The 21,817-nt window shown below is 73.7% G+C and carries 22 protein-coding genes; 4 read left to right on the top strand and 18 right to left on the bottom strand.

Going from position 1 to position 21,817, the window contains the following annotated elements; all coding sequences use genetic code 11:
- Nucleotides 1-31 precede the first annotated feature (31 nt).
- A complete protein-coding gene (locus ACIPXB_RS22115; protein WP_401452442.1) occupies nt 32-1,279 on the top strand; it encodes a methyltransferase domain-containing protein in 1,248 nt (415 codons plus the stop codon).
- Here ACIPXB_RS22115 and ACIPXB_RS22110 read toward each other — a convergent pair.
- The 5 genes from ACIPXB_RS22110 to tsaB are packed head-to-tail and all read right to left on the bottom strand — an operon-like array spanning nt 1,221 to nt 4,560.
- The gene (locus tag ACIPXB_RS22110) at nt 1,221-1,880 is read right to left on the bottom strand and encodes a hypothetical protein (protein WP_401452440.1); all 660 of its coding nucleotides are present in this window, start codon (nt 1,878-1,880) and stop codon (nt 1,221-1,223) included. The two genes, ACIPXB_RS22115 and ACIPXB_RS22110, sit on opposite strands and share 59 nt — an antisense overlap.
- Before the next feature lie 56 nt (nt 1,881-1,936).
- On the bottom strand, nt 1,937-2,239 hold the full coding sequence (locus ACIPXB_RS22105) for a hypothetical protein (RefSeq protein ID WP_401452438.1): 303 nt from the start codon (nt 2,237-2,239) through the stop codon (nt 1,937-1,939).
- Nucleotides 2,236-3,405 carry a tRNA (adenosine(37)-N6)-threonylcarbamoyltransferase complex transferase subunit TsaD gene (gene tsaD, locus ACIPXB_RS22100; protein ID WP_401452436.1) on the bottom strand — a complete coding sequence of 390 codons (1,170 nt, stop codon included), beginning with the start codon at nt 3,403-3,405 and terminating at the stop codon, nt 2,236-2,238. The genes ACIPXB_RS22105 and tsaD overlap by 4 nt, the downstream gene beginning before the upstream one ends.
- Nucleotides 3,398-3,877: a ribosomal protein S18-alanine N-acetyltransferase gene (rimI, locus tag ACIPXB_RS22095; protein ID WP_401452507.1), complete on the bottom strand. Its 480-nt coding sequence runs from the start codon at nt 3,875-3,877 to the stop codon at nt 3,398-3,400. The genes tsaD and rimI overlap by 8 nt, the downstream gene beginning before the upstream one ends.
- A 20-nt stretch (nt 3,878-3,897) precedes the next feature.
- Entirely contained in the window at nt 3,898-4,560 is a 663-nt protein-coding gene (gene tsaB, locus ACIPXB_RS22090; protein WP_401452435.1) for a tRNA (adenosine(37)-N6)-threonylcarbamoyltransferase complex dimerization subunit type 1 TsaB, read from the bottom strand.
- Nucleotides 4,561-4,683: 123 nt separating this feature from the next.
- Here tsaB and ACIPXB_RS22085 point away from each other — a divergent pair, with 123 nt between their 5' ends.
- On the top strand, nt 4,684-5,253 hold the full coding sequence (locus tag ACIPXB_RS22085; RefSeq protein ID WP_401452433.1) for a hypothetical protein: 570 nt from the start codon (nt 4,684-4,686) through the stop codon (nt 5,251-5,253).
- A 64-nt stretch (nt 5,254-5,317) separates the two neighbouring features.
- Here the strand turns inward: ACIPXB_RS22085 and ACIPXB_RS22080 are convergent, their stop codons facing one another.
- The 8 genes from ACIPXB_RS22080 to ACIPXB_RS22045 form a co-directional block, all read right to left on the bottom strand.
- Nucleotides 5,318-5,572, bottom strand: a complete 255-nt coding sequence (locus ACIPXB_RS22080; protein WP_401452431.1) for a hypothetical protein — start codon at nt 5,570-5,572, stop codon at nt 5,318-5,320.
- A gap of 129 nt (nt 5,573-5,701) precedes the next feature.
- Nucleotides 5,702-6,256, bottom strand: a complete 555-nt coding sequence (gene tsaE, locus ACIPXB_RS22075; RefSeq protein WP_401452429.1) for a tRNA (adenosine(37)-N6)-threonylcarbamoyltransferase complex ATPase subunit type 1 TsaE — start codon at nt 6,254-6,256, stop codon at nt 5,702-5,704.
- Complete coding sequence (locus ACIPXB_RS22070; RefSeq protein WP_401452427.1) at nt 6,207-7,424, bottom strand: alpha/beta fold hydrolase; 1,218 nt, start codon at nt 7,422-7,424, stop codon at nt 6,207-6,209. The genes tsaE and ACIPXB_RS22070 overlap by 50 nt, the downstream gene beginning before the upstream one ends.
- On the bottom strand, nt 7,417-8,556 hold the full coding sequence (gene alr, locus ACIPXB_RS22065) for an alanine racemase (protein WP_401452425.1): 1,140 nt from the start codon (nt 8,554-8,556) through the stop codon (nt 7,417-7,419). The genes ACIPXB_RS22070 and alr overlap by 8 nt, the downstream gene beginning before the upstream one ends.
- A gap of 712 nt (nt 8,557-9,268) precedes the next feature.
- Nucleotides 9,269-10,735: an NAD(P)H-hydrate dehydratase gene (locus tag ACIPXB_RS22060; RefSeq protein ID WP_401452423.1), complete on the bottom strand. Its 1,467-nt coding sequence runs from the start codon at nt 10,733-10,735 to the stop codon at nt 9,269-9,271.
- A 17-nt stretch (nt 10,736-10,752) separates the two neighbouring features.
- On the bottom strand, nt 10,753-11,121 hold the full coding sequence (locus ACIPXB_RS22055; RefSeq protein ID WP_401452421.1) for a holo-ACP synthase: 369 nt from the start codon (nt 11,119-11,121) through the stop codon (nt 10,753-10,755).
- Between the two features lie 34 nt (nt 11,122-11,155).
- Nucleotides 11,156-13,003 (bottom strand): glutamine--fructose-6-phosphate transaminase (isomerizing), encoded by a 1,848-nt coding sequence (gene glmS, locus ACIPXB_RS22050; protein ID WP_401452419.1) that lies wholly within the window; start codon nt 13,001-13,003, stop codon nt 11,156-11,158.
- 106 nt (nt 13,004-13,109) lie between these two features.
- Entirely contained in the window at nt 13,110-13,838 is a 729-nt protein-coding gene (locus ACIPXB_RS22045; RefSeq protein WP_401452417.1) for a hypothetical protein, read from the bottom strand.
- Between the two features lie 215 nt (nt 13,839-14,053).
- On the opposite strand from ACIPXB_RS22045, the gene coaA reads away from it, so the two are divergent.
- Entirely contained in the window at nt 14,054-15,082 is a 1,029-nt protein-coding gene (gene coaA, locus ACIPXB_RS22040) for a type I pantothenate kinase (protein WP_401452415.1), read from the top strand.
- Between the two features lie 2 nt (nt 15,083-15,084).
- Nucleotides 15,085-16,035: a DUF389 domain-containing protein gene (locus tag ACIPXB_RS22035; RefSeq protein WP_401452413.1), complete on the top strand. Its 951-nt coding sequence runs from the start codon at nt 15,085-15,087 to the stop codon at nt 16,033-16,035.
- 93 nt (nt 16,036-16,128) lie between these two features.
- Here the strand turns inward: ACIPXB_RS22035 and glmM are convergent, their stop codons facing one another.
- From glmM to ACIPXB_RS22010, 5 genes are all read right to left on the bottom strand, one after another.
- Entirely contained in the window at nt 16,129-17,487 is a 1,359-nt protein-coding gene (gene glmM, locus ACIPXB_RS22030; RefSeq protein ID WP_401452411.1) for a phosphoglucosamine mutase, read from the bottom strand.
- A gap of 143 nt (nt 17,488-17,630) precedes the next feature.
- Complete coding sequence (gene rpsI, locus ACIPXB_RS22025; RefSeq protein ID WP_401452409.1) at nt 17,631-18,146, bottom strand: 30S ribosomal protein S9; 516 nt, start codon at nt 18,144-18,146, stop codon at nt 17,631-17,633.
- Between the two features lie 42 nt (nt 18,147-18,188).
- Nucleotides 18,189-18,632 carry a 50S ribosomal protein L13 gene (gene rplM / locus ACIPXB_RS22020; RefSeq protein ID WP_401452407.1) on the bottom strand — a complete coding sequence of 148 codons (444 nt, stop codon included), beginning with the start codon at nt 18,630-18,632 and terminating at the stop codon, nt 18,189-18,191.
- Between the two features lie 235 nt (nt 18,633-18,867).
- Complete coding sequence (locus ACIPXB_RS22015; RefSeq protein WP_401452405.1) at nt 18,868-20,118, bottom strand: glycosyltransferase family 87 protein; 1,251 nt, start codon at nt 20,116-20,118, stop codon at nt 18,868-18,870.
- A 67-nt stretch (nt 20,119-20,185) separates the two neighbouring features.
- Nucleotides 20,186-21,814 carry an ABC-F family ATP-binding cassette domain-containing protein gene (locus ACIPXB_RS22010; RefSeq protein WP_401452404.1) on the bottom strand — a complete coding sequence of 543 codons (1,629 nt, stop codon included), beginning with the start codon at nt 21,812-21,814 and terminating at the stop codon, nt 20,186-20,188.
- Nucleotides 21,815-21,817: the final 3 nt, after the last annotated feature.

Genomic DNA, 21,817 nt, shown 5'->3' with positions numbered 1-21,817 from the left:
CGAGTGGCCCACACTGGCCGACAATGAACCGGTGAACCACGACGACTTCGCCGCCCTCCTGACCCCCGAGGGCCAGGCCCTGCTCGCCGGCCTGCGCGACTACGACCCCGCCACGGAACTCGCCACCGCCACCCGGCTGCGCCGCGAGCATCCGGCCGCGCTGGTCTCCGCCGCCCTCGGCCAGGCCCGGCTGCGCGGGCGCGCCGTGGCGAAGTTCGGCGAGCGGGACGCGTACCGGATGTACTTCACGCCGGGCGGCGGCGAAATGGCCACCCGCGCCTCGGTGGCGGCGTACCGCGCCGAGCGGATCGCCGCGCTCGGCGTCCGCAGCCTGGCCGACCTGTGCTGCGGCATCGGCGGCGACGCGATCGCGCTCGCCCGCGCCGGCATCCGCGTCCTGGCGGTGGACCGGGACCCGCTGACCGCCGCCGTGGCGCGGGCCAACGCCGAGGCGCTGGGGCTGGCGGAGCTGATCGAGGTCCGTGAGGCGGACGTGACGGAGGTGGACACGAGCGGGTACGACGCCGTGTTCCTGGACCCGGCCCGCCGGGGCGGCCGGGGCCGGATCTTCGACCCCGAGGCCTATTCGCCGCCGCTGTCCTGGGCCGTGGAGACCGCCCGGGCGGCGCGGTACGCGGCCATCAAGATCGCCCCGGGCATCCCGCACGAGGCGGTCCCCGCCGAGGCCGAGGCCGAGTGGATCTCGGACACCGGCGACGTGAAGGAGGCGGTGCTCTGGTTCGCCGCCCCACTGGAACCGGCCCCCGGCACCGCGACCACCCCCGCCGCCACCACGCCCGCCACCACCCCCGCCGTCACCCCCGGCGCCGTGCGTGCCACCCTGCTGCCCGGGCCGCACTCCCTGCGGACCACCGATCCGCTGCCCGACCCCGAGACCGGCCCGGTGGGGCGCTACCTCTACGAGCCCGACGGCGCGGTGATCCGCGCGCACCTGGTGGCCGAGGTCGCGGCCGGACTCGGCGGCCGGCTGATCGACCCGACCATCGCGTACATCACGGCCGACGAACTGCGCGCGACGCCGTACGCCACGGCGTACGAGATCACCGACGTGCTGCCCTTCGGCCTGAAGAAGCTCAAGGCGCTGCTGCGCGAGCGCGAGGTGGGCGTGCTGACGGTCAAGAAGCGGGGTTCGGCGATCGAGCCGGAGGAACTGCGCAAGAAGGTGAAGCCGCAGGGGAGGAACGCGGCGACCGTCTTCCTCACCCGTGTGGCGGGAGCCCCGTCGATGCTGATCGGCTTCCCCGCCCCGGCGCCGTGAGCGCGCGCAGCGCCCAGCGGTAGTGGGCGGCGGCCTTGCCGACGCCCAGCAGCCCGGTGATCCACAGGATCATGCCCAGGCCCATGTGGTACGCGACCTCGCCGTACGTGTCGCTGCCCGGCCGGGCCGTCGCCGCCGTACCGAAGGTCACCCACAGGCCCAGCGCGCACAGCCCCAGCGACGGCAGCAGCCAGCCCAGGCTCAGCCCGGGCGCCCGCAGCCGGGCGTCGACCACCGGGTCCGGTTCGAACTCGGCCCACGCGCACAGCAGTTGACGTACCTGCCGGTCCCGCCGGGCGCCCCACGCCAGCCAGAATCCGGCGGGCACCAGCACACCGGCGCCCAGGGCGGCGTACACGGCGCCGAAGATGTCCTCCAGGGCCCGGTCCTGCTCGAACGACATCAGGGCCATGCCGACGAACGACCAGCCGAACGCGAAGACGGCCGCGATCGCCCAGAGCAGCAACAGCCGCCCCGGGCCCAGGCTGCGCCGCCCGAGGTCCTCCAGGAACCGGGCGCGGTCGGCCCGTACGACGCTGTCGTCGAGCCAGGCGCGCAGGTGCGCGGGCGGCGGCAGGGGCGGCAGGTCGCGACGAGGCATGACCATGACGATAGCGCCAGCCGGACGCGGCCCCGACCGCCCGCCCCGGGCCGTCGCTAGGGTTTCCCGACTGTTCCCCGCAGCGTTCCCCCGGCCGCGCCCTCGACCGACTCGAAACGCCAGCGGTGCACCGGACGGGTGATCAGATCTGCTGCGGGTTCGGGGAGTTCGGGCAGATCGGCCGAGAGGGCCGGGGCGTGCCACCAGGTGATGACGAGCACCCGGTCCTGCGGGGCGCGCAACACCTCGCGGTGCACCGGCTCGTGGGCGAGGACCTGCGAACGGGCCCACTCCAGGAGCTCGTCCCCCCGCCCGGCGGTCGCCCGCGCCTCCCACATCAACGCGACGGTGAGGCTCATGAGTAGAGGTTGTCCTTGCTGAGCTCGTGCACGTGGTCGTGGTCGTGCGCGTGGCCGTTCCCGTGCCCACCGCCGTGCCCGTGCCCCTCGCCGTGCCCACCGCCGTGCTCGTGCTCGTGACCGGCGCCCGGCACGTGCGGGTCCGTCACCGGCAGCGAGGAGTCCGCCGACAGATCCCAGTCCGATGCCGCCCGGTTCCGCTTGACCATCTCCGCGCCCAGCGCCGCCACCATCGCGCCGTTGTCGGTGCACAGCTTCGGCCGCGGCACCCGCAGCACGATGCCCGCGTCGTCGCAGCGCTCCTGCGCCAGCGCCCGCAGCCGGGAGTTGGCGGCCACGCCGCCGCCGATCATCAGGTGGTCGACGCCCTCGTCCTTGCACGCGCGGATCGCCTTGCGGGTGAGCACGTCGACCACGGCCTCCTGGAAGGACGCGGCCACGTCGCGCACCGGCACCTCCTCCCCCGCGTTCCGCTTCGCCTCGATCCAGCGCGCCACGGCGGTCTTGAGCCCGGAGAAGGAGAAGTCGTACGCCGGGTCCCGCGGCCCGGTCAGCCCGCGCGGGAAGTGGATCGCCGTCGGGTCGCCCTCCTTGGCGAGCCGGTCGATCACCGGGCCGCCCGGGAAGCCCAGGTGCAGCACCCGCGCGATCTTGTCGAAGGCCTCGCCCGCCGCGTCGTCGATGGTCGCGCCCAGCGGCCGGACGTCGGAGGTGATGTCGGGGGCGAGCAGCAGCGAGGAGTGCCCGCCGGACACCAGCAGCGCCATGGTCGGCTCCGGCAGCGGCCCGTGCTCGAGCTGGTCCACGCAGATGTGCGAGGCCAGGTGGTTCACGCCGTAGAGCGGCTTGCCGAGCGCGTACGCGTACGCCTTCGCCGCCGATACGCCGACCAGCAGGGCGCCGGCCAGGCCGGGCCCGGCGGTGACCGCGATGCCGTCGAGGTCCTTGGCGCTGACGCCGGCCTCCTTCAGGGCCCGCTCGATGGTCGGGACCATCGCCTCCAGATGGGCGCGGGAGGCCACCTCGGGCACGACACCGCCGAAGCGCGCGTGCTCGTCGACGCTGGAGGCGACCGCGTCCGCGAGCAGCGTGGTGCCGCGGACGACGCCGACGCCGGTCTCGTCGCAGGAGGTCTCGATGCCGAGGACGAGGGGTTCGTCAGCCATGGGTGTCAGATCCTTGTACGGAGCGTGCGGGGTCGGAAAGGCGCATGACGAGCGCGTCGACGTTGCCGGGCTGGTAGTAGCCGCGCCGGAAGCCGATGGGCTCGAAGCCGAAGCGCTCGTAGAGCTTCTGGGCGCGGGTGTTGTCCACCCGTACCTCCAGCAGCACCTCGGCGCACTCGAACGCGGTGGCGGCGCTCAGCAGGTCGGTGAGCAGCCGGGCACCGAGCCCGGTCCCCCACTGGTCGCGGGCGGCCGCGATGGTCTGTACGTCGGCCAGGTCGCCGGCGGCGGCCAGGCCCGCGTAGCCGACGACCCGGCCGCTGCCGGGGTCCTCCGCCACGATGTAGCGGCGGGTGGCGTGCGGGCCGCGCGCGTGGGCCAGCTCGGACCAGAACATGCCGGCGGACCAGGCGTCCTCGGGGAACAGCTCGTGCTCCAGTTCCAGCACGGGCTCGATGTCCCACCAGCGCATGTCGCGCAAGACGGCCGTCGTCACTTCGGAGTGACCACCTTGTAGTTCTTGGGGACCTGCGCGTCGGGGCGGCGCAGGTACAGCGGTGTCGGAGGCAGGAACTCCGCCCCCGCCGCCAGCCGTTCCGCGGCCAGGGAGGCCAGGGCCGCCGCCGACTGGTGCTCGGGGCCGCGGGCGTCCGCGAAGACCTCGGGGTAGAGCAGCGCGCCGGCGCCCACCGCGGGCAGGCCCGCGACCTGGTCGGCGATGTCGGCCGGCCGGTCCACGGCCGGCTCGCCGGTGCGCGTGCGCGGGTCCTCGTAGCGGGCCCAGTAGACCTCCTTGCGGCGCGCGTCGGTGGCGACCACGAAGGGGCCCTCGATCCCGGCGGTCCCGGCGGCGTACGCGAGGCCGTCGAGGGTGCACAGGCCGTGCACCGGGACGCCGAGCGCGGCGGCGAAGGTGGAGGCGGTCACGAGGCCGACGCGCAGTCCGGTGTACGGGCCGGGGCCGACGCCCACGACGATGCCGGTCACGGCGTCGAGCCGGAGCCCCGCCTCGGCGAGCACCTTGTCCACCGAGGGCAGCAGCAGCTCCCCGTGGCGGCGGGCATCGACCTGGTGGGACTCGGCGACGACGGAGTCGCCGTCGTGCAGGGCGACGGTGACGGCGGGCGTGGCGGTATCTACAGCGAGCAAGAGCACGCGAACAGCCTACGACTCCTGGCACCGGGCCCGGTGCGGCCCGATCGCCACCGCCCCGGCTGCTACCTTCGATCACGTATCCAGGGTCAAGAGCCGGGGGAAGCCCGGGGAAGGCGGCGCAAGGTGGCACGCAGCAGCTCGGGAATCGTGGCCGGGCTCACCGCCGCGGCACTCGCCATGGTCGGCTTCCTCGCGTACCAGGCGTCCGCGACCGCGCCCGCCCGTCCCGCCGCCGGGGCGAAGGCCGAGCCGTCGCCGGCCGCCGGCCAGGCCCAGCAGCCCGCCGCGCCGCAGGGCCCCGCCAAGCCGGGACCGCTGCCGGCCGACTCCGGGACCGGGACCCGGGTGGTCTACTCGGTGGGCCAGAAGCGGGTGTGGCTGGTGGGTGAGCCGGGCAAGCCCGAGCCGCGCACCTTCGCCGTGATGCCGAGCACCGTGCAGCCCAAGGCGGGCACCTACATGGTCAACTCCCGCTCGGGCGCGGTGACCGGCTCGGACGGCGTGCCGGTCGAGCACGTGGTGCGGTTCGCCACGTCGGACGGTGTGGTGGTCGGCTTCAGCGCCCGGCTGGACGGCGCGCTGCCGGAGCCGGACCCGAAGAAGAAGACCGGCGGCATCCGGATGTCGCGCGCGGACGGCGACGCGATGTGGAACTTCGCGACGATCAACACCAAGGTGGTCGTCGTCCCGTAGTCACCCGAACGGGGCAGCGGCCACCGCGGCCCCGGGTGGACTCAGGCCGCTTCGGACTCCGCACTCAGGCCGCTTCGGACTCCGGAGCGGCCTGCCCGCGTACGGCGCCCGGCCCGCGCACCGGCGCCTGCCCCGGCCCGTGCCCCGGCCCTTGTCCCGCCCCCTGTCCCGCCCCCTGCTCCCGCGCCGGCTCGCGGCGCGGCGGGGTGGAGACGGCGGTCGCGGCCGCGCACGAGGCGAGCAGCGCCTGCATGGACAGCCCGGACGACGGCACGGCGTAGGGGCGACGGGGTGCGTCTTCGCGCTCTGCTGCCGACATGGCTGCCCTCCAAAGGACCCGGGGCGCCGGACTGGGGCCTGACTTAGGTAGACCTAACCGGCTCTCGGTACCATGTCATCACGCACCCCACCGTGGGCGCAATATCTTGCCGACGGGTTGTCGGTACGTTTACGCGAGCTTCGCCAGCTCGGCCGCGTCCCAGCGGTCGCCGATGCCCGTCACCGACACCTCGCGCACGTCGTCGAGGACCTCCTCGTGGCCCACCGCCCGCGCGATCACCACGTGCAGCCGGTCGTCCGAGAGCTCCTCCACCTTGCCGTCGCCCCACTCCACGACGATCACGGACTCGGGCAGCGAGACGTCGAGGTCCAGGTCCTCCATCTCGTCCAGGCCGCCGCCCAGCCGGTACGCGTCCACGTGGACCAGCGGCGGGCCGTCCACCAGCGAGGGGTGCACCCGGGCGATCACGAAGGTCGGCGAGGTCACGGCCCCGCGCACGCCCAGGCCCTCGCCCAGGCCCCGGGTCAGGGTGGTCTTGCCCGCGCCGAGCTCGCCGGTCAGCAGGACGAGGTCGCCGGGGCGCAGCAGGGCGGCGATCCGCCGGCCCAGGTCCTGCATCCGCTCGGGCGAATCGACGGTGATGACGGCCGGGGCGGCCGGGACGGCCGAGGCCTCAGTCCCGGCCCCGGTGGTGCGGGGGTGCGCTGCGTGCGGTGCTTCCATACGTGCCAACGTTAGCCGCTGCGGGCACCGCGCCCGTGCGGGCCAGCAGGTCGGTCAGCAGCCCGGTGACGGTCTCGGGGTGCTCCAGCATCATCAGGTGTCCGGCGCTCTCCAGCACCGTCAGCTCGGCGGCCGGGAGTTCGGCCTTGATGGCCACGCTGTGCCCGGGCGGGGTGATCATGTCGCGGTCCCCGGCGATCACGGTGACCGGGATGTCCGCGAACCGCTGGAGGGCGGCGGTCTTGTCGTGGGTCTGGAAGGCCGGGTAGAACTCCGCGACCACGTCGATCGGGGTGGCCTCGATCAGGCGTTCCGCGAACCGGGCGACGGCCGGGTCCACGTCGCGCGAGGCGAACGAGTACCGCTTGACGGTCCCGGCGAACAGGTCGGCGGTGGCCCGCCGGCCCCGCTCCACCAACTCCGCCTGCGAGCCCAGCGCCTTCAGCACGCCCGGCAGCACCCGGCGCACCGCGCTCACCCCGGCGGCCGGCAACCCGAACGTGACCTCGTCCATGCGGCCGCTGGAGGTCCCGATGAGGGCGATGCCGACGATGCGGTCGCGCACCAGCTCGGGGAACCGCTCGGCGAGCGCCATGATCGTCATACCGCCCATGGAGTGCCCGACGAGGATCAGCGGGCCCTCGGGGGCGGCGGCGTCGATGACCGCCTTGAGGTCGCGGCCGAGCTGGTCGATGGTGACGGGCTCGCCGTCGGCCTGGGCCAGGCCCCGGTCCGAGCGGCCGTGGCTGCGCTGGTCCCAGTAGACGGCGCGGACCAGGCCGCGCAGCGCGGCCCGCTGGAAGTGCCAGGCGTCCTGGGCCAGGCAGTAGCCGTGGCAGAACACGACGGTGGCGGGCGGGGCGGCCTTGCGGCGCAGCCGGCGGCGCTTGGGGGTGCTCTCCTCGCCGATCTCGTCGACCTCGTAGTGGAGCGCGGTCCCGTCCTCGGCCCGGCAGGTGCCCTCGCGGCCGCGCAGGGAGCCGAACGGGCCGGCGGCGTCGAGGGCCAGGCGGGCCCTCATCCGCATGCCGCGGCCGACGGTGAGCCGCTCGACCGCGACGCCCGCCGCCGCGCCGGCGGCCAGCACGCCGATGGCGGCGCCGGCCCAGCCGGCCCGCCGCCAGTTCCCGGCGGCGCCGGGATTCCCCAGCCCCGTCGGGTCAGACATGGAGGTGGACCCGGGGCACGCGGCCCCCGATGCGGGTGACGATCTCGTAGGCGATCGTCCCGGCGGCCTGGGCCCAGTCCTCGGCGGTGGGCTCGCCGTGGTCACCGGGGCCGAAGATCACGGCCTCGTCGCCGGGGCGTACGGCGGCGTCGTCGCCGAGGTCGACGACGAACTGGTCCATCGCGACCCGCCCGGCGACCGTCCGGACGGAGCCGCCGACCAGGACCGGCCCGCGCCCGGAGGCGTGCCGCGGGATGCCGTCGGCGTACCCGGCGGGGATCAGCGCGAGCCGGGTCGCGCCGGACGTGACGTAGTGGTGGCCGTAGCTGACGCCGTGACCGGCGGGCACGTCCTTGACCAGCGCGACGGAGGCCTTCAGCGTCATGGCGGGCCGCAGGCCGAGCTGCTGGGCGGTGCCGAGCTCGGGGGCGGGCGACACGCCGTAGACCGCGAGGCCGGTCCGTACGAGGTCGAAGTGGCTCTCGGGGAGGGTGAGCGTCGCCGGGGAGTTGGCGATGTGCCGGACCTCGGGCTCGACGCCCTCCTTCTCGGCGTACGCGAGCATCTCCCGGAAGGCGGTGAGCTGCGGCTGGATGGAGGGGTGGCCGGGCTCGTCGGCGCAGGCGAAGTGCGACCAGATGCCGGTGACCCGGACGGTGCCCTCGGCCTGGGCGGCGACGGCCGCCGTGACGAGGGCGGCCCAGTCGGCGGGCTGGCAGCCGTTGCGGCCGAGACCGGTGTCGGCCTTGAGCTGGATCCGCGCGGTCCGGCCGGCCGCGCGGGCGGCGGCACGCACCTCGTCCAGGGCCCACATCCCGCTCACGGACACGTCGATGTCGGCCTCGACGGCCTCGCGCCAGGGCCCGCCGGGGGTCCACAGCCAGCACATGATCCGCCCGCCGAGGCCCGCCGCGCGCAGGGCGAGGGCCTCCTGGGGCGTGGCCGTGCCGATCCAGCTCGCGCCGGCCTGCTGGGCGGCGCGGGCACAGGCGACCGCGCCGTGGCCGTAGGCGTCCGCCTTGACGACGGCCATCAGCTCGGCCCGGGGTGCCCGGTCGCGCAGTGCGCGCACGTTCCCCCGTACGGCGTCAAGATCGATCTCGGCGTGTACGCGCGGCGGTGTCTCGTTCATCGCCGCCCAGTCTCTCAGAACCCGCCACCACCCCCGGCGCACACCTCACCCCCGGCGGGCCACAACCCGCGGCACCCCGGCGCCCCCGCTCACCGACGCGGCTGGGGGCCCGGGGCGGAGCCCCGGCACCCCCCAGCCCCGTCGGCGCTGAAGTCAGGGACCCGCCCCACCAGCCCCGCCGGCGTTTGAGGCGCAGGGCCCGGGACGGAGCCCCGGCACCCCCCAGCCGCGCCAGCATTTGAGGCGGGGCCCAGCCCACCAGCCCCGCCGGCGTTTGAGGCGCAGGGCCCGGGACGGAGCCCCGGCACCCCCCCAGCCGCGCCAGCATTTGAGGCGGAGCCCAGCCCACCAGCCCCGCCGGCGTTTGAGGCGCAGGGCCCGGGACGGAGCCCCGGCACCCCCCCCCAGCCGCGCCAGCATTTAAGGCGGGGCCCAGCCCTCCAGCCCCGCCGGCGTTTGAGGCGCAGGGCCCGGGGCGGAGCCCCGGTTACGGGAAGGGGCGGGGTGGGGAAGGAGCCCCGCGCAGCGGACCCCTCGTCAGCCGCCCCCCACGGCACCGGGACCCCGGGCGCGGAGACCCGGGCGCGGAACCCTGGGCGCGTGCCCCGGGCGCGGAGACCCGGGCGGCGGCTCCGGCGACCCCGGCGGGAACCACCGGCAGGGGCGCCAGGGCCCGGCGGGCCACCGGCAGGGGCCGGGCCCCGGGGTGGGACTACCGTGGGGAGACCGAGCGCCACGCGGCCGGCAGGGCGTCCGCGATCTGCTGGGCCAGCAGCGGCGCCCCCGCGGCCGCGCCGCGCCCCGCCAGCCCGTGGAGGTACGCCGCCACCGACCCCGCGTCCAGCGCCCCCAGCCCGGCCGCCAGCAACGACCCCGCCAGCCCCGACAGCACGTCACCGCTCCCCGCCGTCGCCAGCCATGACGTACCCGTCGGGTTCACCCGGACGGGGGCCCGGCCGCCGTCCGGATCGCACACCACCGTCGTCGAGCCCTTCAGCAGCACCGTCGCCCCGTACCGCCCCGCCAGCTCCCGCGCCGACTCCAGCCGTTCGGCCTCCACCGTCGCCCGGTCCACCCCCAGCAGCGCCGCCGCCTCGCCCGCGTGGGGCGTCAGCAGGGTCGGCGCGGACCGCCCCCGCAGCCCCCGCCCCCGCCCCGAGCCCCCCGCGTCCCGCAGATCCCGCAGATCCCGCAGATCCCGCAGACCGCGCAGACCGTCCGCGTCCACCAGCACCGGCACGTCCGACTCCAGCACCTCCGCGACCTCGGCCAGCCGCGCCTCGCCCAGCCCCGGCCCGACCACCCACGCCTGCACCCGCCCCGGCCCGATCAGCGTCTCCGGGTACCGCGCCAGCACCGCCTCGGCCGCCGGCCCGACGTACCGGACGGCCCCGGCGCCGCCCCGCAGCGCGCCCGCGACCGCCAGCACCGCCGCGCCCGGGTACTGCGCGGACCCGGCCAGCACCCCCACCACGCCCCGCCGGTACTTGTCGCTCTCCGCGCCCGGTACCGGCAGCAGGGCGGCCACGTCGGCGTGCTGGAGGGCCTCGGCGTCCGCCCGCTCCGGCAGCGTCAGCCCGATCTCCACCAGCCGCAGCGCGCCCGCCCGCTCCGCTCCGGGATCCACCAGCAGCCCCGGCTTGTACGCGCCGAACGTCACCGTCGCGTCCGCCGTCACCGCCGGCCCCACGACCTCCCCGGTGTCCGCGTCCACCCCGCTGGGCAGGTCGACCGCGACCACCAGCGCGCCCGCCTCCCGCGCGGCGGCCGCCTGCGCGGCCAGCGCGGCCGCGCTCGGCCGCAGCCCGCCCCGCCCGCCGATGCCCAGCAGCCCGTCCATGACGAGGTCCACCCGGTCCGGGACCCGCTCGGCCACCCGCCCGCCCGCCGCGCGCAGCGCCGCCAGACCGCCGGGATGCACCCGTTCGGCGTCCAGCAGGACCGCCCGGACGGCCGCGCCCCGGCGCGCGAGCCGCGCCCCCGCGTACAGGGCGTCGCCCCCGTTGTCCCCGGTGCCCACGAGCAGCGCCACGCGCGCCCCCGACACCCGTCCCAGCAGCCCCGCGCAGGTGGCCGCGAGGCCCGCCGCCGCGCGCTGCATCAGCGCGCCCTCCGGCAGCCGCGCCATCAGCTCGCGCTCGGCCGCCCGTACCGTCTCCACGACATAAGCAGTCCGCATGGCGTCAGCCTCCCAGGTCAGCCCTCCGCGATCACCACCGCCGACGCCACTCCCGCGTCGTGGCTGAGCGAGATGTGCCAGGAGGCCACGCCCAGTTCCGCCGCCCGCGCCGCGACCGTCCCGGACACCCGCAGCCGCGGCCGCCCGCTGTCCTCGACGTACACCTCGGCGTCCGTCCACAGCAGTCCGGCGGGCGCGCCCAGCGCCTTGGCCAGCGCCTCCTTCGCGGCGAACCGCGCCGCGAGCGACGCGATCCCGCGCCGCTCGCCGCTCGGCAGGTACAGCTCCGCCTCCAGGAACAGCCGCTCCGCCAGGTGCGGTGTGCGCAGCATCGCCGCCTCGAACCGGTCGATCTCGGCCACATCGATGCCCACGCCGACAATCACGACTACGCGCCCCTACTCCACCGTTGTTCCACGGCTACTCCACCGTGACCGACTTCGCCAAGTTACGCGGCTGGTCCACCTCGTTGCCGCGCGCGGTCGCCAGCTCGCACGCGAACACCTGCAGCGGCACCGTCGCCACGAGCGGCTGGAGCAGCGTCGGTGTGGCCGGGATCCGGATCAGGTGGTCGGCGTACGGCACGACCGTCTCGTCCCCCGCCTCCGCGATCACGATGGTCCGGGCGCCCCGGGCCCGGATCTCCTGGATGTTCGACACGATCTTGTCGTGCAGCACCGAGCGGCCGCGCGGCGACGGCACCACGACCACCACCGGCAGGTCGTCCTCGATCAGCGCGATCGGCCCGTGCTTGAGCTCGCCCGCCGCGAAGCCCTCCGCGTGCATGTACGCCAGCTCCTTGAGCTTGAGCGCGCCCTCCAGCGCGACCGGGTAGCCCACGTGCCGGCCCAGGAACAGCACGGTGTCCTTGTCCGCCAGCGAGCGGGCCAGCCGCCGTACCGGCTCCATGGTCTCCAGGACCGCGTCCACCGCGCCCGCGATCTCCGACAGTTCCCGGACGACCGCCCGGATCTCGTCGCCCCACTTGGTGCCCCGCACCTGCCCCAGGTACAGCGCGACCAGGTAGCAGGCCACCAGCTGCGTCAGGAAGGCCTTCGTCGAGGCCACCGCGACCTCGGGGCCCGCGTGCGTGTACAGCACCGCGTCCGACTCGCGGGGGATGGTGGAGCCGTTGGTGTTGCAGATGGCGAGCACCTTGGCGCCCTGCTCGCGGGCGTGCCGCAGCGCCATCAGGGTGTCCATGGTCTCGCCGGACTGCGAGATCGCGATCACCAGCGTGCGCCGCCCCAGGATCGGGTCCCGGTAGCGGAACTCGCTGGCCAGCTCGGTCTCGCAGGGGATCCGCGTCCAGTGCTCGATCGCCAGCTTCGCGATCATCCCCGCGTGGTACGCCGTCCCGCACGCGACGATGACGACCTTGTCGACCTCGCGCAGCACCGACGCCGGGATCCGCACCTCGTCCAGGGTCAGCGAACCGCCCGCGTCGATCCGGCCCAGCAGGGTGTCGGCGACCGCCTTGGGCTGCTCGGCGATCTCCTTCAGCATGAAGTAGTCGTAGCCGCCCTTCTCGGCGGCCGAGGCGTCCCAGTCGACGTTGTAGGCCCGTACGTCGGCCGGGCCGCCCGCGAAGTCCGTCACCGTGACCCCGTCGCGGCGCACCTCCACGACCTGGTCCTGGCCGAGCTCGATGGCGGAGCGGGTGTGCGCGATGAAGGCGGCGACGTCGGAGGCGAGGAAGTTCTCGCCCTCGCCGACCCCGACCACGAGCGGGGAGTTGCGGCGCGCGCCGACCACCACGTCGGGCTCGTCGGCGTGCACGGCGACGAGGGTGAAGGCGCCCTCCAGGCGGCGGCAGACCTGGCGCATCGACTCGGCGAGGTCGCCGGTGGAGGAGAAGGCCTCGGCGAGCAGGTGGGCGACGACCTCGGTGTCGGTCTCGGACTCCAGCCGGTGGCCGCGCTCGGCGAGTTCCGCCCGCAGCGCGGCGAAGTTCTCGATGATGCCGTTGTGGACGACCGCCACGCGTCCGGAGTTGTCCAGGTGCGGATGGGCGTTGGTGTCCGTCGGCCCGCCGTGCGTGGCCCAGCGGGTGTGCCCGATGCCCGTGGCCCCGCTCGGCAACGGGTGGGCGACCAGTTCCTTCTCCAGGTTGACGAGCTTCCCGGCCTTCTTGGCGGCGGCGAGCCCGCCGTCGGCGAGGACGGCGACCCCGGCCGAGTCGTAGCCGCGGTACTCCAGCCGCTTGAGTCCGGCGATGACCACATCGAGCGCCGACTGCGCTCCCACGTAACCCACAATTCCGCACATACGCGGCAGGGTACGCCGAAGTCGGCCGCCCGCCCGGTACCTGGACGAGACGAAAACCCCGCCCGGTGGACACCACCGGGCGGGGTTGACGGTTCGTCGGCGAGGGTCAGCCGAGCTTCTTCGTCTGCGCGGCGACGGCGGCCTTCGGCTGCTCGGCCGTGCCGCTCAGGCTGAGCGAGGAGAACGTGGCGAGGGTGTTGCCCTTGCGGACGACCACCAGCTGCGTCGTGATCTTCTCGCCGTCGGCGTCGGTGTCGATGGTGTAGGCGAGGGCCTCGTCACCGGCGGTGACGGCCTCGCCGGCCGCGACCTTGCTGATCTTGCCGGACTCGGCGCCCTGGGTGGCCGTGTAGCCGCCGGCGCAGGCCGTGCCCGCCGCCTTGACGGCCGCGAAGGCCTCCTGGGCGCCCTTGCCGTCGTACGAGGCGAGGGTGACCGCGGTGGCCGTGGTGCCGAGGGCCGCCTTCAGCTTGTCCTCGGGGGACGCGTCCGCGGCGGGCTCCTTCGGCTTGGCGGCGACCTTGGTGCGGGCGGTGCCGGTCGCGGTGCCGATCGCGGAGAACGACTGGGCCTGGACCAGCGGCTTGCACTCGGCCTTGTCGGTGGTGGCCGTGGCCCCGGCGCCGGCCTCCTGCGGAGTGGCCCCCTTGAAGACGTGGTCGGGCAGGTCGGCCTGGACGATCAGGACCGGGGCCAGCTCGGCGTCGGTCTTGCCCTTCGCCGCGGGCGCGGCGGCCGCGGAGCCGGCGGCCTTCGGCTCGTCCTTCTTGTCGGCCGGCTTGTCCGAGCCGCACGCGGTGACCAGCAGGGCCAGCGACACGGCGGACGCGGTCATGACAGAACGACGGACGATGGTGTTACGCACGGTGAAAATCCCCCCACGGATGGCGATGTCGCTGTGAAATCTACCGGGCGGCACCGACAGAAGATCACCGAATATGCGTGCCCGCTCCGCATCGTGATCCAGGCGAGACCCCTATGTCACCGGGCCGTACCCCACGTGACCGAGCCCACCACCCACATCCGAGCCGGAGCGCCGACAATGACGGTGTGATCACTTCGCCGCCACGAAGCACGCCCACGGACCGCCTCCTCGCCCGCGCCGCCGAACGCCCGCACCGCCGGGCCGAGGGTTCGCCGTACGTGGACCTCACCCGCGCCGAGTGGAGCGCGCTGCGCGAGCGCACCCCGCTGCCGCTGACCGCGCAGGAGGTGGAGCGGCTGCGCGGGCTCGGGGACGTCATCGACCTCGACGAGGTCCGCGACGTCTACCTGCCGCTGTCGCGGCTGCTGAACCTCTACGTCGGGGCGACCAGCAACCTGCGCGGGGCGCTCAACACCTTCCTGGGCGACGCGGGCAACGGCCACGGCGCCCAGAGCGGCACCCCCTTCGTCATAGGCGTCGCCGGGTCCGTCGCCGTCGGCAAGTCCACCGTGGCCCGCCTCCTCCAGGCCCTGCTCGCCCGCTGGCCCGAGCACCCGCGCGTGGAGCTGGTCACCACCGACGGGTTCCTCTACCCGATGGAGGAGCTCCGCGCCCGCGGCCTGACCTCGCGCAAGGGTTTCCCGGAGTCGTACGACCGGCGCGCGCTGACCCGGTTCGTCGCCGACATCAAGGCGGGCAAGGACGAGGTCAGCGCCCCGGTCTACTCGCACCTGATCTACGACATCGTGCCCGGCGAGCGGCTCGTCGTGCGCCGCCCGGACATCCTGATCGTGGAGGGCCTCAACGTCCTGCAGCCGGCCCTGCCCGGCAAGGACGGCCGCACCCGGGTGGGGCTCGCGGACTTCTTCGACTTCTCCGTCTACGTCGACGCCCGCGCCGAGGACATCGAGCGCTGGTACCTCAACCGCTTCCGCAAGCTGCGCGAGACCGCGTTCCAGAATCCTTTCTCCTACTTCCGCAAGTACACCCAGGTGTCGGAGGAGGAGGCCATGGAGTACGCCCGCACCACCTGGCGGACCATCAACCGGCCCAACCTCCTGGAGAACGTGGCGCCCACCCGCGGCCGCGCCAACCTCATCATCCGCAAGGGCCCTGACCACAAGGTCCAGCGCCTGAGCCTCCGTAAGCTCTGAGGATGCTGCACCTCAGGCTGATCACACCGACCGAACGTACGGAGGCGGTGACCGAGGTCATCCAGGCGACCGTCGGCACCACCCACCTCGTGGTGCTGCCCGGCGCCGCCCGGGACCCGCGGGGGGACCTCGTCCTGTGCGACGTCGCCCGCGAGGCCGGTGACCAGCTGCTGCACGAACTGCGGCAGCTGGGCATCGACCAGGACGGCTCCATCGCCGTCGAGAACGTCGACCTGTCGCTCTCCAAGCGCGCCGAGGAGGCCGAACGGGAGGCCCCCGGCGAACCGGCGGACGCCGTGGTCTGGGAGCAGCTCGCCGAGGCCACCCACGAGGAGTCCACGCTCACCATCACCTACGCCGCGTTCATGATCCTCGCGACGATGATCGCGGCCTGCGGCGTGGTGCTCGACAACGCGGTCCTGATCGTGGGCGCGATGGCGGTCGGACCGGAGTTCGGCCCGCTCGCCGGGGTGTGCACCGGTCTGGTGCAGCGCCGGCGCGGGCTGGCCGGGCGCTCGCTGGCGGCCCTGCTGATCGGGTTCGCCGCGGCCATCGCGGCGACCACCGTGTTCAGTCTGGTGATGGACGCGCTCGGGCTGTTCGGGCAGCACATGCTGGACAACGAGCGGCCGAACACCAGCTTCATCTGGCAGCCGGACCCGTTCTCGTTCGTGGTCGCCGTGCTCGCGGGAACGGCCGGCATGCTGTCGCTGACCTCGGCGAAGGCCGGCGCGCTGGTCGGCGTCGCCATCTCGGTGACCACCGTCCCGGCCGCCGCGAACGCCGCCGTGGCGCTCAGCTACGGGGAGTACGCGCAGATGTGGGGCTCGGCGGCGCAGCTGCTGGTGAACCTGGGCGGGATCGTGCTCGCCGGGGTGGTCACGCTGATCGCGTGGAAGGCCCTGTGGAACACCCAGCGGGGCCGCTGGAAGCGGTCCCTGCCCCGGCGCTGACGGGAGCCGGAACGGCCGGAGCGGCCGTACGGACGGGGTCCGTACGGCCGCTCCGGCCCGCGCTCCTCTGATGGCAGGACGCGAGGACAGGTCCTAGCCCAGCGCCGACTTCACCGCGTCCGCGAGGCGCCCGGCGACGGCGCGCGCCTGCTCGATGTCGGCGGCCTCCACCATCACCCGGACGAGCGGCTCCGTACCGGACGGACGGAGCAGCACCCGCCCGGTGCTGCCCAGCTCCCGCTCGGCGTCGGCGACCGCCGCCGCCAGCTCGGCGGAGGTGGACACCCGGGACTTGTCGACGTCCGGAACGTTGATCAGGACCTGCGGCAGGCGCTGCATGACACCCGCGAGGTCGGCCAGCGAGCGGCCGGTGGAGGCGACCCGGGCGGCCAGCATCAGGCCGGTCAGCGTGCCGTCACCGGTGGTCGCGTGGTCCAGGATGATCACGTGGCCGGACTGCTCGCCGCCCAGCGCGTAGCCGTTCTCCTTCATCGACTCCAGCACGTAGCGGTCGCCGACGCCGGTCTGGACGAGCTCGATGCCCTCGCGCTCCATGGCCAGCTTGAAGCCCAGGTTCGACATGACGGTGCCGACGACGGTGTCGCCGCGCAGCTGCCCGCGCTCGCGCATGTCCAGCGCCAGCACCGCGAGGATCTGGTCGCCGTCGACCTCGGCGCCGGAGGCGTCCACGGCCAGGCAGCGGTCGGCGTCGCCGTCGTGCGCGATGCCGAGGTCGGCGCCGTGCTCGACCACGGCCGCCTTGAGCAGGTCCAGGTGGGTGGAGCCGCAGCCTTCGTTGATGTTGAGGCCGTCCGGCTCGGCGCCGATCGTGACGATCTCGGCGCCGGCGCGCACGAAGGCCTCGGGCGAGACGCGGGCGGCCGCGCCGTGCGCCTCGTCCAGGACGATCTTCAGGCCGTCGAGGCGGTGCGGGAGGACGGCGATGAGGTGGGCGACGTACTTGTCGAAGCCCTCGTCGTAGTCGGAGACCCGGCCCACGCCCGCGCCCGTCGGGCGGTCCCAGGGGGCGCCGGTGCGGTGCTGCTCGTAGACGGCCTCGATCTGGTCCTCCAGCTCGTCGGCGAGCTTGTGGCCGCCGCGCGCGAAGAACTTGATGCCGTTGTCGGGCATGGCGTTGTGGCTGGCCGACAGCATCACACCGAGGTCGGCGCCCAGCGCACCGGTGAGATACGCCACCGCCGGGGTGGGCAGCACACCGACGCGCAGGACGTCCACGCCGGCACTGGCGAGGCCCGCGACGACCGCGGCCTCCAGGAACTCGCCCGAGGCCCGCGGGTCACGGCCGACCACGGCGGTCGGCCGGTGTCCCTCGAAGGTGCCCGCCTCGGCGAGCACATGGGCGGCCGCGACGGACAGACCGAGGGCCAGTTCGGCCGTCAGATCCGCGTTGGCGACGCCGCGTACGCCGTCCGTTCCGAAGAGTCGTCCCACAGTTGTCCTCCGAGTTCGCGCTGGGTACATCGTTGTACGTAACCGCGTGTGACAGGTATGTCCCGCCCCGGGCGGTAAACGAACCGCCCCGGACAGCACAGAGTGTGCCGCCGGGGCGGATTCGTGCAGAACAGCGGGCGTGATTAGCGCTTGCTGTACTGCGGAGCCTTGCGGGCCTTCTTGAGACCGGCCTTCTTGCGCTCGACCGCACGGTCGTCGCGGGAGAGGAAGCCGGCCTTCTTCAGCGCCGGGCGGTTGTTGTCCACGTCCGCCTCGTTCAGCGCACGGGCCACGCCGAGGCGCAGGGCGCCGGCCTGGCCGGAGACGCCGCCACCCGCGATGCGGGCGATGACGTCGTAGCGGCCGTCAAGCTCGAGCACCTTGAAGGGCTCGTTGACTTCCTGCTGGTGCACCTTGTTCGGGAAGTAGTCCTCGAGGGTGCGACCGTTGATCTTCCACTTGCCGGTGCCCGGAACGATCCGGACGCGGGCGATGGCGTTCTTGCGACGGCCCAGGCCGGCGGCCGGCTGCGGGTCGCCGAAGCGGCCGGCGAGGGACTCGGAGGTGTAGTCACCCTCCGGCGCCTCGGACTCGAAAGTGGTGACAGCGTCGTAGGTCTCGTCGCCCTCGATGGGGGTCTCGACGGTGGTCTCGGCCACGATTCTCCTCAGAATTCTTTACGTCTTAGGGGGTGGCCGGAACTACTGCGCGACCTGGGTGATCTCGAACGGCACCGGCTGCTGGGCAGCGTGGGGGTGCTGGTCGCCCGAGTAGACCTTCAGCTTCGAGAGCATCTGACGGCCCAGGGAGTTCTTGGGGAGCATGCCCTTGATGGCCTTCTCGACGGCCTTCTCCGGGTTGTTCGCCAGGAGGTCGTCGTAGCGCACCGCGCGGAGACCGCCCGGGTAGCCGGAGTGGCGGTACGCCATCTTCTGGGACGCCTTGTTGCCGGACAGGTGGACCTTGTCGGCGTTGACGATGATGACGAAGTCGCCCATGTCCATGTGGGGGGCGTAAGTCGGCTTGTGCTTGCCCCGCAGGAGGGCAGCGGCCTGGGTCGCCAGACGGCCGAGGACAACGTCCTGGGCGTCAATGACGAGCCACTGGCGCGAGATGTCGCCGGGCTTGGGGCTGAACGTACGCACGCGTATGCCTTCGCTTCTTCAGTGGTGGGTCATCCCCAGGGCGCTAGCCCGAGGGGACGGGTCCTGACAAGGGTCACCACGGACGATCACGACAGCCCTGGTGCACTCCGGGGACGCAACCCGTGTGTACCGCTGGTCATCGGCCCGGTGGACCGGCGTAAGGCCCTTTCACGTGAGAATGAGCAAGCCAATACGCATAACGAACCAGCAGGATACCCGGGCTGCCCCGGACGGGTCAAAACGCCGAGCGGGATCCCGCCTCGGCCGGCTCGCCGGCGCGCCGCACGGCACCTGCCGTCGTCACGTCCTCCAGGTTAACCCGGGCCGGACCCAGGCACCTGCGCAGCAGGGTGAGCGCCAGCACACAGAGCGTGAAGCAGTCCTTGAAGGCCCGCCGCTCCCCCTCCAGCGCCCGCGGCCACGGCACCCCCGCGATCTGCGGCCCCATGGCCACCCAGAACCACGGCGAGCGCGGCACCGAACCCTCGCGCACCGCCGACGCCAGCAGCAGCGGCAGCACCACCAGCAGGTAGTGGTCGAAGGACGGCCGCGACACCAGAAAAGCGGCGAGCATCACCATGCAGGCCGTCTCCGCCAGCCGCTGCTCCCCCGCGTCCGTGTCGTCCTCGCGCCGCCAGCGCTGCCAGGCCCCCCACAGCCCGGCCAGCGCGCCCACCCCGGCGCACAGCACCGCGACCGGCTCCCAGATCCCCAGCCGGGGCCCGATGGCGATCGGCGAGGCGTCCCAGGGCAGCGCGTACGAGTCCTGGCCCTGGAGCAGGAAGGGCAGCGTCTTGGTGAAGAACAGCGTCGGACTCGGCATGAGCATCGCGCCGGCCAGCGACATCCCCACCGGCACCAGGACCGCCACGGCCAGCCCCCGCCACTGCCGCGCCAGCAGGAACACGAGCCCCACCGGCACCAGCATCGGCTTGCAGGCGATGGCCAGCCCCACGACGAGACCGGCCGCCCCCCAGTAGCGCCGGTGGGCCAGCAGCAGCGCCAGCGGCAGGGCGGCCGCCGAGATCGAGGTCCAGTTCCCGATCAGGACGAGGTTGAGGTACGGCTTGTAGGCCAGCGCGAGGAGGCCGAGCCCGCCGACCGCGAAGCGGGAGCGCACCGGCACCGAGAACAGCCGCATGGCCGCCCACCAGCCCACGGCCAGCAGCCCGGTCATCCCCATCGGCAGCACCCAGCGCAGCACCTGCGTGGGCAGCAGCGCCTCGGGAACCGCCATCAGCACCGCGCTCGGCAGGTAGAGGAAGCGCTTGTCCTCGTACGGCGAGCCGCCCGCGAGGAGCGTGTCCGCGGCCTTGACCACGAAGGCGTTGTCCGAGCCCCAGTTCTGCCGCAGGCTCGTCGAGACCGCGATGGAGAGCACGATCACCAGTGAGACGGCCTGCAGGGAACGCGGCGCCGGCCGCAGCAGCCAGTCCAGCAGCCGGTCCTGCATCCGGTCTCCGGAGCTCCGCTTCTCCCACTTCATGAGCCAGATGCTAGGGCGCAGCCCCACGACGCCTCCCCCTCGACTCGCTGAGGGGAACCGGAACCCCCTAGCGCTTGCGCTCGACCCTACGTTCGTCCCAAACAGGCTCCTGAGTCTCTCGCACAACACCGTCCGAACCGAAGACCAGATAGCGGTCAAAAGAGCGCGCGAACCACCGGTCGTGCGTGACGCACAGCACAGTCCCCTCGTACGACTCCAGGCCGTCCTGGAGGGCCTCCGCCGACTCGAGGTCGAGGTTGTCCGTCGGCTCGTCCAGCAGCAGTGCGGTGGTGCCCGCAAGCTCCAGGAGCAGGATCTGCAGGCGCGCCTGCTGGCCGCCCGAGAGCTTCTCGAACGGCTGGTCGCCCTGGCGTTCCAGCTCGTAGCGGCGCAGCACGCTCATCGCCGCGCCGCGGTCCTTGGCGTGTTCCGTCCACAGGATGTCCACCAGCGTCCGGCCGAAAAGCTCCGGGTGCGCGTGCGTCTGCGCGAAGTGACCGGGCACCACGCGCGCCCCCAGCTTCCAGTTGCCCGTGTGGGCGACCGGGTTCGACGTGTCGCCCGCCAGCAGCCGCAGGAAGTGCGACTTGCCCGAGCCGTTCGAGCCGAGCACCGCGACCCGCTCGCCGTAGAAGACCTCCAGGTCGAACGGCTTCATCAGCCCGGTCAGCTCAAGGTTCTCGCAGGTCAGCGCCCGTACGCCGGTGCGCCCGCCCTTGAGCCGCATCCGGATGTCCTGCTCGCGCGGCGGCTCCGGCGGCGGCCCCGCCTCCTCGAACTTCTGGAACCGGGTCTGCATCGCCCGGTACCGCGAGGCCATGTCCGGGCTGATCGCGGCCTGGTTGCGCAGCCGCAGCACCAGCGCCTTCAGCCGCGCGTGCTCCTCGTCCCAGCGCCGCTTGAGCTCCTCGAAGCGCGCGAAGCGCTCCTTGCGGGCGTCGTGGTACGTCGCGAAGCCCGCACCGTGCACCCACACGTCGGTGCCCATCGGGCTCGGCTCCAGGCTGACGATCTTCTCGGCGGCCCGGGACAGCAGCTCGCGGTCGTGGCTGACGAAGAGCACGGTCTTGCGCGTGGCCTTCAGCTGCTCCTCCAGCCACCGCTTGCCGGGGACGTCGAGGTAGTTGTCCGGCTCGTCGAGCAGCAGCACCTCGTCGGGCCCGCGCAGCAGCGCCTCCAGGACCAGGCGCTTCTGCTCACCGCCGGAGAGCGTGCGCACCTCGCGGAACTGCGCCCGCTCGTACGGCACGCCCAGCGCGGCCATGGTGCACACGTCCCACAGGGTCTCCGCCTCGTAGCCCCGCACGTCGGCCCAGTCGCTGAGCGCCTGCGCGTACGCCATCTGCGCGGCCTCGTCGTCCACCGTCATGATCAGGTGCTCGGCGCGGTCCACGGCCCGGGCGGCCTCGCGGATCCGCGGCTGTGCCACGGAGACCAGCAGGTCGCGGATGGTCGTCTCGTCGCGGACGGAGCCCACGAACTGCGGCATCACGCCGAGCCCGCCGCTGACGGTGACGCCGCCGCCGTGCGGCTGGAGCTCGCCGCTGATCAGCTTCAGCAGGGTGGTCTTGCCGGCGCCGTTCGCCCCGACCAGGGCGACGACCGCGCCCTCGCCGACCCGGAAGGAGACGTCGGGCAGCAGCACCCGCCCGTCCGGAAGGTAGTACTCCAGGTGGCCGGCTTCGAGATGTCCCATGCG

The sequence above is a fragment of the Streptomyces sp. NPDC090022 genome, from assembly GCF_044748145.1.
Lineage (GTDB): Bacteria > Actinomycetota > Actinomycetes > Streptomycetales > Streptomycetaceae > Streptomyces.
The sequence above is the reverse complement of the archived record's forward strand: the minus strand, read 5'-3'. Positions and strand labels throughout refer to the sequence as shown.